General features: G+C 39.0%; 10 protein-coding genes and 3 pseudogenes. 11 read left to right on the forward strand and 2 right to left on the reverse strand.

Annotated features, from left to right (window positions below; genetic code table 11):
- Positions 1–91: 91 nt before the first annotated feature.
- The 3 genes and pseudogenes from ACERC7_RS06325 to ACERC7_RS06335 all read left to right on the forward strand — a co-directional run.
- A complete protein-coding gene (locus ACERC7_RS06325; RefSeq protein ID WP_373659053.1) occupies positions 92–1,264 on the forward strand; it encodes a galactokinase in 1,173 nt (390 codons plus the stop codon).
- Between the two features lie 279 nt (positions 1,265–1,543).
- Positions 1,544–3,028, forward strand: coding sequence for a UDP-glucose--hexose-1-phosphate uridylyltransferase (gene galT, locus ACERC7_RS06330; protein ID WP_373666442.1), 1,485 nt, complete (start codon positions 1,544–1,546; stop codon positions 3,026–3,028).
- Between the two features lie 264 nt (positions 3,029–3,292).
- Positions 3,293–3,900: pseudogene (locus ACERC7_RS06335) on the forward strand (helical hairpin domain-containing protein); the annotation flags it as partial.
- Between the two features lie 39 nt (positions 3,901–3,939).
- Here ACERC7_RS06335 and ACERC7_RS06340 read toward each other — a convergent pair.
- A complete protein-coding gene (locus ACERC7_RS06340) occupies positions 3,940–4,803 on the reverse strand; it encodes a helix-turn-helix domain-containing protein (protein WP_373666443.1) in 864 nt (287 codons plus the stop codon).
- Positions 4,804–5,018: 215 nt separating this feature from the next.
- Here ACERC7_RS06340 and ACERC7_RS06345 point away from each other — a divergent pair, with 215 nt between their 5' ends.
- The 8 genes and pseudogenes from ACERC7_RS06345 (at position 5,019) to ACERC7_RS06380 (ending at position 12,641) form a co-directional block, all read left to right on the forward strand.
- Complete coding sequence (locus tag ACERC7_RS06345; protein ID WP_373659064.1) at positions 5,019–5,171, forward strand: PhrA family quorum-sensing system peptide; 153 nt, start codon at positions 5,019–5,021, stop codon at positions 5,169–5,171.
- 260 nt (positions 5,172–5,431) lie between these two features.
- A complete protein-coding gene (locus ACERC7_RS06350; protein ID WP_373666444.1) occupies positions 5,432–5,725 on the forward strand; it encodes a hypothetical protein in 294 nt (97 codons plus the stop codon).
- A 36-nt stretch (positions 5,726–5,761) separates the two neighbouring features.
- A complete protein-coding gene (locus ACERC7_RS06355) occupies positions 5,762–7,936 on the forward strand; it encodes an ABC transporter permease (protein WP_373666445.1) in 2,175 nt (724 codons plus the stop codon).
- A gap of 4 nt (positions 7,937–7,940) precedes the next feature.
- On the forward strand, positions 7,941–8,591 hold the full coding sequence (locus ACERC7_RS06360; RefSeq protein ID WP_373659058.1) for an ABC transporter ATP-binding protein: 651 nt from the start codon (positions 7,941–7,943) through the stop codon (positions 8,589–8,591).
- Between the two features lie 247 nt (positions 8,592–8,838).
- A pseudogene (locus ACERC7_RS06365) lies at positions 8,839–9,177 on the forward strand (helical hairpin domain-containing protein); the annotation flags it as partial.
- Between the two features lie 413 nt (positions 9,178–9,590).
- Positions 9,591–9,887, forward strand: a complete 297-nt coding sequence (locus ACERC7_RS06370) for a lactococcin 972 family bacteriocin (RefSeq protein ID WP_373666446.1) — start codon at positions 9,591–9,593, stop codon at positions 9,885–9,887.
- A 104-nt stretch (positions 9,888–9,991) separates the two neighbouring features.
- Positions 9,992–12,007 (forward strand): DUF1430 domain-containing protein, encoded by a 2,016-nt coding sequence (locus ACERC7_RS06375; protein ID WP_373666447.1) that lies wholly within the window; start codon positions 9,992–9,994, stop codon positions 12,005–12,007.
- Position 12,008: 1 nt separating this feature from the next.
- Entirely contained in the window at positions 12,009–12,641 is a 633-nt protein-coding gene (locus ACERC7_RS06380; RefSeq protein WP_373666448.1) for an ABC transporter ATP-binding protein, read from the forward strand.
- 123 nt (positions 12,642–12,764) lie between these two features.
- Here the strand turns inward: ACERC7_RS06380 and ACERC7_RS06385 are convergent.
- Positions 12,765–12,890: pseudogene (locus tag ACERC7_RS06385) on the reverse strand (transposase); the annotation flags it as partial.
- Positions 12,891–13,012 lie beyond the last annotated feature (122 nt).

Genomic DNA, 13,012 nt, shown 5'->3' on the forward strand with positions numbered 1-13,012 from the left:
AATATTTTTAGTAAATGTTTAGTAAAAACTTGTTTTTAATTGATTGCTATGCTATAATAACAGTGACAGAATAAACAAAAGGAGTCTCACGATGAACACTATAGAACTAAATCAACAATTCACAGATATCTTTTTCACAGAAGCAGATGCAACCTTTTTTTCACCAGGACGGATTAACCTGATTGGTGAGCATACGGATTACAATGGTGGACATGTTTTTCCTGCGGCTATTACGCTGGGAACTTACGGGGCAGCTCGCAAGCGAGATGATCGAAAAATCCGTCTTTATTCCGCTAATTTTGAACATCTTGGGATTATTGAGATTGATTTGGACAACCTGACGTTCAACAAGGCAGACAACTGGACCAATTATGTCAAGGGAGTTATTAAATTTTTGCAAGAAGCAGGGCATGCGATTGAGACAGGCTTTGAAGCCTTTGTCTATGGTACCATTCCAAACGGTGCAGGACTGTCCTCATCGGCATCGCTGGAGCTCTTGATTGGCATCATTGCTGAAGAGCTCTATGGTCTCAAGCTGGATCGTCTGGACTTGGTCAAAATCGGCAAGAAAACCGAAAATGAGTTTATCGGAGTGAATTCTGGTATCATGGACCAGTTTGCCATCGGGATGGGAGCGGATAATCGCGCCATTTACTTGGATACCAATACCTTGGATTATGAGCTGGTGCCACTGGACTTGGGTGACCACGTCATCGTTATCATGAATACCAACAAACGCCGTGAATTAGCGGATTCCAAGTACAACGAACGCCGTGCGGAATGTGAAAGAGCTGTCGAAGAGTTCAATGCTGTCTTGAACATCCAGACCCTTGGTGAGTTGAGTAGTACGGAGTTTGACCAATATGCCTACCTCATCAAAGATGCCAACCGCATCAAACGGGCTCGCCATGCGGTGTCTGAAAATGAGCGCACGCTTCGTGCTTTAGAGGCTCTCCAAGCGGGCAAACTAGAAGAATTTGGTCGTCTGGTCAACGCGTCCCATGTCTCCTTGGAGCATGATTATGAGGTCACGGGGCTAGAGTTGGATACGCTAGCTCATACCGCTTGGGAGCAAGAGGGCGTGCTTGGGGCTCGCATGACAGGAGCTGGCTTTGGCGGCTGTGGCATTGCCATTGTGAAAAAAGATAAGGTAGATGCCTTTACGGAAAATGTAGGTCGGACCTACACCGAGATTGTTGGTTATACCCCATCATTCTACATGGCAGAAATCGCTGGCGGCAGCCGTGTCCTATCAAGGAAGTGAGAGTAGGACAGAAATCGTGATGTTACCGCCGATTTCCCCTCGTGTCTTCTTTTTATGACTCGGGCTGAAACAGTCTCTCAGACTGTTTCACTCCTACCTCCGCATAGCTCAAACAGCCTGGGAATAGGCTGTTTGAGGTTGGAAATTTAGCGAGTGAAACTTACCACAGACGCAAGGGTTATCAAAGCCTTAAGGCGAAGATAACCCAGTCAACTACTGCGTCTTGTTTATCTGATAAAAATTGGTTACCAACTGATTTTGAAATAAAGGAAAAATATGATGGCAAAACTAATCAATACCTTTGTAGAGCAGGTCATTGAGAGCTCTCATTCTGTCTACACAAAGATGGACAGCATTTATCTGGTCAATCGGGTTCTCGCGCTTGTCGGAGAAGAAGAAGCTGATCGTGAAACAGCTGCCGCAGAGTTGATTGCGCTCAAGGAAGAGTTGGTAGATGTGGCGGTTGAAAATGGCCGTTGCGGCTCGCTTTTTGAAGAGCGAGACTGCCTTGGTGCGGAGCTGATGAATGTCATCACACCACCGCCAAGTGTGGTTAATGAACGCTTTTGGACAACATATGCGGAGCAGCCAGAGCAGGCCATTGCAGAATTCTACGACCTGTCCCAGAAAAATGACTATATCAAGCTGGATGCCATTGCTAAAAACATCGCCTTTGAGACGCCGACGGCCTATGGGAACTTGCAAATCACCATCAACCTATCCAAGCCCGAGAAAGACCCTAAAGCGATTGCGGCGGCGAAACTCCTCAAGCAGTCTAGCTACCCATTGGATCAGCTGGCTATGGAAAATGAGGGTTATCAGGGTCGCCTTGACCACCCGGCTCGTGCCAATCACCGGATTATCCGCGTGGATCTGGGGGAGGAGCGGTGGGGATTTCAGTATTCGCCCTATGCTTATTTCAACGAGCACTGCATCTTTCTAAACACCGAGCATGTGCCTATGGTCATCAGTCGCACCACCTTTGAGCAGCTCTTGGAGTTGGTAGAAATTTTTCCAGGCTACTTTGCAGGCTCCAATGCCGACCTGCCCATCGTAGGCGGTTCTATCCTGACCCACAACCACTATCAGGGTGGTCGTCATACCTTTCCTATGGAAATGGCAGAGCTGGATCATCAGTTTGCCTTTTCAGGATATGAAGACATCACAGCTGGTATTGTCAAATGGCCGATGTCGGTGATTCGTCTGACAGGAGCGGACAAGGAGCGGTTAGTGGATTTGGCGGATAAGATTCGACTGGCTTGGTCAGGTTATTCTGATCCAGACTTAGATATTATTGCTAAAACAGGCGATGAACCACATCACACGGTGACACCGATTGCGAGACGGCGTGGGCAACTGTTTGAGCTAGACCTTGTCCTGCGTGACAATCATACCTCAGATGACCACCCAGACGGGGTCTACCACCCCCATAAGGATGTCCAGCACATCAAAAAAGAAAATATCGGTCTCATTGAGGTCATGGGCTTGGCGATTTTACCTCCACGATTGAAAGAAGAACTAGCAGAAGTTGAGAAGTACCTGCTTGGTCAGGACAATCAGCTAGCAGACTATCATAAAGATTGGGCAGACCGTATCAAGGCGACACAGCCAGATTTGACTAAAGATACGGTCACCACCATCGTCCAAGGAGCTGTTGGACAAGTCTTTGCTCGTGTACTGGAAGACGCTGGCGTCTACAAGCGAGATAAGGAGGGACAATCAGGTTTTTTGCGGTTTGTGGAGAGTGTTGGAGTAACTGGATAATAAATTAAGTTAAACAGTACAATAGGGCATCTCCTGTGATTGACTTAAAATCACAAGGGATGTCCTATTTTGACGTTGACTAAATATTTTTAATCATTTTGGCCAGAGATCCTTAAGTGTCTCCATCAGTGGTGTTAGTCGCTTCTTTTCTGAAATGAGGTGGGTCATATAAAAGGGGAGACTAGCACGTTCATCGGTAATCAAAAGCATTTTGCGATTGTTATTCTTAATCGAATGTCCAGAGAGATTGGTCGAGAAGTATGCCAGAACTTGGATATTCATGAGAGCGATCAGGACAAGACCTACCATGTCTTTATCCGAGAGACCGCCCAGTTTTTTATCTACAATAAAGAGAACTCTGACCTCAACCGCTACATGCGAGGACGTGAACTAATCCGCCAACTCACTCACGACAGCAAGTATATCCCTAGACGCAGACACCGAATATGACCAGTCTTAAAGAGAAAATAGCAGAGCTTAATCTTCTTATTGAATTAGACATTAACAACCAATCTTACCAGGAAGTCAAAGACGAACTCATCAAAGAAATTGCCCAACTGGATTTGACCATCACGGAGTTGCAGGATAAGGTCGCTCATCTCAACAAGGTAGCAGAGGTTCTGCTTAATCTCAACAACTCCGACTCAGAAAACAGACGGCTAGCCAGGTATGATTATGCTAAGATGAATCTGACCGCAGCTATAACACTTGAGCAGCTAGAGCTAGAAGTAAGAATGTTTCAAAAAAATCTTGGAGAAGCCATTGATTTTTACGAATATAAAGTTAGAAGATTAGAGAAATTTTCCAACATACTTGATAAAACAAAGTATCAAAATATCACCAATTTAGAACATGAAACTAAATCAATCTAGTTATTTAACGTTTAAGAAGAACTTAAAAGTCAAAATCAATTAAGTAGCATCTAATTCCTTTAAATAATTCTCTATTTTCATAAGCATTAAGGGATTGTTATAAATCTTGCATAACTCTCGTGCTTCTATATAATAATTTTTGACTTGTTCTTTGTCTAGAAATTGAGCTCCAGCATTTCCGACAAGAATGAGTAGGGGAGCTAGTTGGTAGCTTGTTTGCCGCTCTTTACAGATCTCGATCGTTTCAAGAGCTTCTTGGACGGCTTCGTTATATTTTTCCTTTGACACTAAATAGTGAGCGTAGTTGTAGCGAACTCTGATGTAACCAAATAAAAACTCTTGATGATCTAGATTTTTTGTCTGATACAACTCCATTAAATGAGAGTAGTTTGCTTCATATTCTTGTTCACGGCCAACGAGGGAGTAGAAATTAGATAGTGTGTTCAGTGCCTTTAAGTAAATTAAAGTAGTTGAGGATACTTTTGATAATATATTTTCCAAGTGGGAGATGGCCTCAAACTGAAGGTTATATTGGTAGAAGTCAATGATAGCTTTAATCCATTCAAGGTAAGTTCGGTCTTCTAGTGTTAGAAAGGTGCTTCGGCCAACCTCTATTTTATAAAGATATTCTAAATCGTCATAATTCCTATCGTCTAGTAGACTGGAAGATAGGTGTTTGAAGTTGGACAGGTTAGACTTGATTTCAATTTGTTCATTGAAAAAGTAATCTAATGGGACTTCAAGTCGCTGAGAAAGTTTAAACAAAAGGTCAGCGGATGGAATGAAGTGTCCCCTCTCAATCTTACTGATCTGGCTCTGTTCGCAAATCCCTTCTGCCAGGGTTTGTTGGGAGAGTCCTAGTTCTTTTCTTTTTAATCTGAATTTTTCAGCGAGTATACTCATAAAAACAATATTTCCTTCTATTTTTCTGAATCCAGTATATAACATTTAGTTAAAAATGGCAAATTCCCATGAAATAACATTACTGTTTATAATAATAAAAAAAAGTAAAAAAACGCATAAAAACAATTGACTAAATAAAATGTATCTGTTAAGATAAAGACAAGGAAACAGAAAGGGGTTTCACAAATGAAGAAAAATCGTGGAATTCACGTGGAATTCAAAAATTAGCTATATTAGTATTATTAGGGTTTTTTACGTTTAGTAATACAATTCCTTACCAACAGTTTATTCAGAAGAATAAACGATTGGAGATTCGAGTAGAATCACAAAAGAAGTCTGATGGTCTTGATGTTGGGAAGGCTGATTAGTTGATTAGTTGATTAGTTGATTAGTTGATTAGTTGATTAGTTGATTAGTTGATTAGTTGATTAGTTGATTAGTTGATTAGTTGATTAGTTGATTAGTTGATTAAATGATAAAGATACTATTAACTTTATAGTATTTCTGTTTTATCTAATTTTTAATTAGAAAGAAGGGATTCCAATGTACTAGGATGTGATTTGTAGAAACTTTTAAACACAGTCGTTGCTATTGTTAGATTTTAAGTGAAAGAAATGGGGACTTTACGATGAAAAAAAGTATTAAAAAAATGGTTACAACATCTTTACTTGCACTGACTTTGGCGGGTGCAGGTAGTTCTATCGTTTCAGCTGCAACAGTTTGGTATAATGGTACTGCAGTTTATTGGGATTATGGTCGTACCGCTGGTCTTTGGAGCTATTCACACGTTCAATCTGGTGTTTACGAACATTCAGCAACTGCGAATGGAGCATTCTCAGGATGGAAACGACCTGGGGTTGAAGCACGTGCATCTAAATACATCGGAACTGATACTGCCGAATGCTATTGGAATTGTCGGTAAGTGCATATGATTTACAAAAACATGTTATTAGGTAAGATGAAATACTTAATCCTGTTTTTGGTTGCCATTCAGAGTACTTTATTTACTCTGATGGCAATTTTTTTTACAGGTTTACAGTATCAAAATTCATGGAGGAGCTATAATCATAATTCAGGGACGTTAACTGTTTATCTTCAAAGACTAACAGAAGAGCAATCGCAAAATGTATTTAATTATTTTTTAGAGCAAAGAGATTTGTCTATTTGGACAAAACGTTTTGAAAGTAGTGATACAGGCGAAGGGGTAAATAGGATTTATATAGATGTCCTTGGTAGTCCGACTGGTTTTTCAGATTTTATCAATAGTGGTGGTAAAACAGTTGTATCACAACAACAATTTGGAGAGTTATTATCTCATAAGGATAATTATATGACTATTGGACTTGATAAAGGCTCCAATAATATGCTTTACGAATTACCAGATTTACTATTTACTACACCAGTAGTCATTGATCGATTAGATTATATCTTCCAAAATACAAATACAATCAGTGGAATCTATTATATTAATGGTCTTCATGAAGCTACAGCACGGGATACTTTCTTGATAAATCTTTCAACAATTACAGGAATCTCTGTTGAGGATTTAACGAAAGAAAGGTTTGGAAGTAATACCGACGAAGGAATTTGGGCAATAGTACTAGCCATTAGTATCTTGGTAAATGCACTTATTTTACTTATCCTATTCTTGCTTTGTGTTCTTCAATCCTTTAAACACTTTGGAACGTTGATTCTATTAGGTTGGGATAGAAAAGAATTGTGGTCAGCTTTTTTCAAGCCTTCTTTACTATTTTCTATTTATATTATTCCTCTTGTATCTTTAGGTATTTGGTTTGTGTCAGGCTGGTTTACTTTTGGACTATCGTCCTTAATTCCAGTTTTTGCAGGATCAAGTCTTTCAGTTTTATTACTTCTGTTGACACTAGTTATTCCAAGTATTATTGTTTATTCGGTTTCTCCATTAGCTGCAATCCATAAACGCTTGCCAATGAAACCACTAATGGCAATTAGTTTGTTATTTTATGCTTTGGTGGCTGGTCTATTAATTACAGTTAGTCATTCTTTAGATGCACCAATGAATCAGTTTATTGATAATATAAAAGTATCTAGAGAATGGAAAAATGTGGAAGACATGTATGTTATCTCAGGTTTTGTTGAGGGAGATGATATAGGAACTTACGCAGGAACAACGAACTCTTTCGAGAGTAGTATGTATCAGTTTTATCAACGAATTTCAGATATCCCAGGTGTTTACATTGCGCAAGGTGAATATCTTGGTCAGGAGTATCTTGATACAATCTATGGTACCTACCAACATGTCCCAAGAAAACCATTTTGGTACTTAAACTACTCATATAACTATCTACAGAACCTAGGTATTAAGTTAAGTGATGAAGAGCTACTAGAAGTAAGCAATGGCACTCGCTTATATCTTTTACCTGACACACTCAGTATAGAAGAGATTGAAGTGATGAAGGCTCATTTGCAAGAAAGTGTAAAAGTAAAACCAGGGGATTTACAAACTAGATTCACAGAAAACCCCAAGTTTATGTTTAGAGTCTACCATCCATCTGAGTCAATATTTACTTGGTCAACTTCTATTTCTCAGGGTGTTACTAGTAAAGAGCCAGTTATTTTTGTATCGGCACCAGAAAATTTATATTTTATGGAGTCAGCAAACCTAGCTGTAAGTGGTTATGATGGTATTTTGAAGGTCCGTGATCAGGAAACAATGAATCAGGTGACATCCATTTTAGAAACAGATTTTCCTGATTTAGCAGACAATAAGTTGACGTTTACAACGGTCAAGGATTTTATTAATGGACTGCAAAAAGATTTGAGTTATACTTTCTATCTTTTCGGTACTATAATAGCTATTATCATCGTTACAATGATGGCTATTTTCTGGAGTTTTGTCTTGGTTTATCGGCTATTATTTGAAGAGAAATTGTATGTTCAATACTTTATGGGATTCTCACCATGGAAGAGATATATTGGTGTCCTTTCTCTTGTTGTTGGTTTTTCTATAGTAGAATTATTAGCTTCTATCTTACTCGGATCTAAGTTGGGAATAGTAATGACACTAGCTACATTTGCTTTTCAATTGATGTTTCTTTACTTCAGTCTGTTTCGTAAAGAAGGAGAGAGTATTTTAAAATCATTCAAGGGGTGATCTAATGTCTATGATTTCAGTACAAAATGTATCTAAAAAGTTTGGCTCAAGAGAAATTTTTAGAGGCTTGAGTTTTGATGTTGAAGAAAATGAGTTTGTGGCTTTGGTAGGGCCTTCTGGTTCTGGGAAATCAACTATACTCAATATGATTGGGCTCTTGGATAATGTTGATAGTGGCAAAATTTTAATCAACGGGAAAGTTTTGCCTAAAGTGAATTCGCAATCGGCGGTTCATTATCGAAAGAATGTCATCAATTATCTATTTCAATCCAATGCCCTCATTTCTACATCTAGCGTGAAAGATAATTTGATGCTTGCCATGACTTTTACGGATTTCTCTAAGCAAGAGAAGGAGCAAAGAATTAAGGAAACTCTACAATTCGTTGGTTTAGAAAATCGATTAAATAGCAAAATCAATGAATTGTCTGGTGGTGAACAGCAGAGAATTGCGATTGTGAGGGCTATTTTAAAGCCAGGCGATATTGTCCTAGCTGATGAACCTACTGGCTCGTTGGATCCTGAAATGTCACAAAAAGCATTTGATTTGATTCGAACTTTGAGAGATCAATTTGGCAAAACAATTTTGATTGTTACGCATAATATGGAGCAAGCAATGCAGTGTGATCGAGTTATTTCACTGGAGTCAGTTTTGTGAGTTAATTCAGTTATCATTACCAATTGAGATAGATTTTTTAACCTATGGAACATTGAAAGGGGGCAAACATGAAAACATTTGAATACTATGTTATACGACGACCAAGTTTGCATAGTCATTTAGAATTATAAACTCATGTATTGGTTGAAAATTATATCGATGACGTCCTCTGTCTGCATATAATTACTAACAATGAATTAAGTGTAGAACACTTTATAAATTCTGTCTAGTTTAGTGTAACCGATTCAAGTTAATCAAAGACATTGCCCAGCTGGATTTGACCATCACGGATTTACAGGATAAGGTCGCTCATCTCAACAAAGTAGCAGAAGTCCTTCTCAACCTCAACAATTCCGACCCAGAAAACAGACGGCTAGCCAGATATGACTATGGCAAGATGAATCTGACACCAGCCATTAAACTGGAGCAGCTGGAGAAAGGGATTGAAGAAAATCAAAATTCTCTAATAAAATGGATAGACGACTACGAATATAAGGTTAGGAGATTAGAGGAATTGGTAAACATAGTTGATAAGCAAAGACATCAAAATCAAACAAATTATGAAAACAAAAATATATCACTTTAGAAGGGATGTTCTGCAAAAAAAAAAACAATAAAATAAGCACAAAAATCCTTGACAAACCAATTTAAATATGGTATTGTAAAATCAAGTAAGAAAGAGCTTACAAAAAAATAATAATTAACTATAATTTCAATTACTTTTAATCTTAATAGAATCAAATACTAATACGAATATTCCCGTTAATATTATCTAAATTGTTAGTGAAAAATTAAGTTGAAAGGGAAAATATTTGTTTGTATAGTGGATTCTAGATAAATTAATAGATATTAAAGTAAGAACTCTGTCTGTAGAAAGGGACGAACGGCTAGAAAGGAGGTAAAAATTAGGAAACTATAATTCAGGCTGAGATTCTTAATTTAAGTGTGTAGTTGCATTTCGCTCATTTTCATAATATTTCATTTTAGAGGAGTAATACTATGTTAAAAATTAGAAAAGTAGTTGCATCATCCCTTGCCGTTTTGGCATTTAGTTTGGCTCTTCCTGTTTTGGCGGTTTCTCACCGTGGTGGCGAGTGGACCTATGGAGGCCATCATGTTCCAACTAACTGGGGAGCATTCTCGAACTATTATCATGGAACGCAGCAACACTGGTCTTACGTTGGTAGTGTAGAACGAAACATTCAAAGAACAGCTTATGCAGGAGCACATAGCACTTCCTATGCGTTTATCAATACGAATGTCGGTGAGCGTGTTGTATTTGATGCAGGGTGGTAAGGAATATCTGAGGATAAACTCTTTTATCAGTAGCTTTAGTAAGCTTGTTAGTTTATAGAGGGCGGGGGTATCTCTGCCCTCTATTTTAGAATAAGGAATGCACTATGAAAAAACTATTTATACTCATATCCAATCTGCTTGCTAGTTTGTTCTTTGTTTGGGTATTTACCATTTGGACGGATACATATGTCACCCATTATTACCCTAACATTGCTGTACTTGATTCTTCCTCTGAGACAACTTTTCAGCAAGTTGCGGAACACTTGGAAAAACTAGCAGAAGAAACGGATAGCTTTATTGCGATTCAACACCAAGATCCTAACTCAGAAGGTACTACAGTTTTTTCTTATACGACCTTCGGGGTCGGAAAGTTGCCTGATGGGCTTCAGGAAAAAAATCTAGAAGATGCTCAAAGTAGTAGTGTTGAAACAAACTATTTTATCTTCGATGGACACCTAGATATTCACTTGCTAAGGGAGGAGCTAAGTCAACTTGGCTTGACTAACATGCACCTGAGAATTCCATCTAAACTATCTACGTTAATGGCTATCTTTAGTAACGGATTTCAGTTAATCAGTCTATTGATTTTCATCTTAACCTTTGGAGCACTGACTTTAATTAGCCAAATTAGCCAATTACGGTCGTCGGGCATTCGCCTCATTTCAGGAGAGAAACGGTGGTCCATTTTTCTTAGACCCGTGGTTGAAGATTTGAAAGGGATAGCTGGCGGTTTCAGTTTAGCTGTCGTGCTCACTGTTGTTTTGCAAAAAATTCTGTCGCTTCCAAAGGAATCTCTAATGACCATAGGAGCAGGCTTGCTCAGTTATAATCTCATCTTGTTGTTGATCTCCCTGTTTTTCGCTCAACTCTTCGCAGTTGGGATAAAAAAGGTACACCTGATGCAGATTATAAAAGGGCAAGTGCCTGTCAGAGGAATCATTAGTTTGATTTTAATCGGTCAACTATTAGCGGTTATTATTGTAACGCTGGGAATAGGGAGTAGCTTAAAGTATTCCCAAGCCTGGCAACAGCATCGGATAGGAGAAGAAGCCTGGAGTCAGGAAAGGCAGCTGACTATCCTAGCGACTAGTCGTGAAGGGATAACGATAGGTTTAGATGAAAAGGCTCAAAGGCAACTCAGAACTTGGTATCAACTGATGGATTTGGCTGTTTCAGAACAAAAGGCTTTCTTATCTAGACACCAGTTAATTGATCGTATCATGCAAAATGGCATGAATTCCTCCCAAAATTTGACAACCTCTACAGAATGGCACGATTACAGCCCGAATGGCAATGTCCTTATCGTCACACCGCAATACTTGGAGCGTCAAAACATTCCTGTAGATACAACTATTGAGCAAAAGATGAATCACCTTGATGTAGGGGAGTTTGTCTTATTGCTGCCTGAACACCTCCGTTCAGAGGAAGAACATTATAAATCTGTTTTTGAAGACGACTTAACCAGTCGCATGTCTAGTCAAGATGAACGACAGCAAATGACTGCGACGGTAGGTTATTTGGAATCAGGTCAGGATCGTTTTGTCTATAATAGGACCCCTCTTTCTTACCAGCAGTTTTTGAAAGATCCGATTATTATTGTCGTAACCCCTCAATCAACTGGTCCACAGTCCATTGCGTTTTGGTTAGACGCAGTACAGAACTATGTTCTCTTTAATCAATTGTCTGATGCCCAGGAGCTTATCCAGAGACAAGGTATTGAAAATTGGGTCTCAGAAATGCCATCGGGATATAACAACTACATCACATTATCGAATAATATCCAGAGGGAACGTTGGGTAATGTTGGCGGGAGCGGTGCTTGGGATTGCAACTTCGATTTTGCTGTTTAACACCATGAATAGGCTCTACTTTGAAGAATTTAGACGTGCCATCTTTATCAAACGGATTGCAGGTCTTAGATTCTTAGAAATCCATCGTACTTACCTCTTGGCTCAACTGGGTGTGTTTTTACTGGGATTTGTGGCGAGTGTATTCCTTCAGGTAGAGGTAGTGGTTTCTTTTTTAGTCTTATTGCTCTTTATTGGTGTATCTCTTTTACAGTTACATGTCCAAATGCAGAAAGAAAACAAGATGTCTATGCTTGTTTTGAAGGGAGGTTAATATGATTGAACTTAAACAGGTGAGTAAATCTTTTGGAGAACGAGAGTTGTTTTCGAATCTTTCAATGACATTTGAGGCTGGGAAAGTCTATGCCTTGATCGGTTCAAGCGGTAGTGGGAAAACAACCTTAATGAACATGATGGGGAAATTAGAACCTTATGATGGGACGATTTTTTACCGAGGTAAAGACTTGGCCAGTTATAAGTCGAGTGATTTTTTCCGTCACGAATTGGGTTACCTCTTCCAGAACTTTGGCTTGATTGAAAATCAAACCATAGAAGAAAACCTTAAACTAGGTCTCGTTGGTCAAAAGTTGAGTCGGTCGGGGCAACGATTGAAACAGAAGCAGGCCTTAGAACAGGTCGGTCTGTCTTACCTTGACCTCGATAAACGTATTTTTGAGTTATCTGGCGGAGAGTCGCAGCGGGTTGCTTTGGCAAAAGTTATCTTAAAGAATCCACCCTTTATTTTGGCAGATGAACCAACAGCCTCAATAGACCCGGCAACCTCTCAGTTGATTATGGAGATGTTACTGTCGCTTCGTGAGGCTAACAGACTAATCATTATCGCGACCCACAATCCGACAATCTGGGAAATGGCTGATGAAGTGGTCACTATGGATAGTCTGAAATAAAAATCCCCTGTTTCAATAGCATTTTAAGTTACCGAAATATTATCTTGACTTGATACTTGAAGTTAATTTAGGATTGAAGTTTATTAATTCTGGCTCTTTGTCAACTGTAGTGGGTTGACCCACTTAACACCGAGAGAGGACAGTTCTTGTCTTCTCTCGTTTTATGTTTATGGCAATGAAAATGCGAGTTTTGAAGTTTTCAAAGTTTCTGAAACCAAAGGCGTTGCGCTTAATAACCTTGATGATGTTGAATCGGTTACACTAAACTAGACAGAATTTATAAAGTGTTCTACACTAAAGAAAACAGGAGAACTCTATGTCTAGAAAAATCCGTCGTCAATTTAGTGATGACTTTAAGCAACAAATTGTTG

This window comes from Streptococcus sp. E17BB (assembly GCF_041807725.1).
GTDB classification, from domain to species: Bacteria; Bacillota; Bacilli; order Lactobacillales; family Streptococcaceae; genus Streptococcus; species Streptococcus entericus.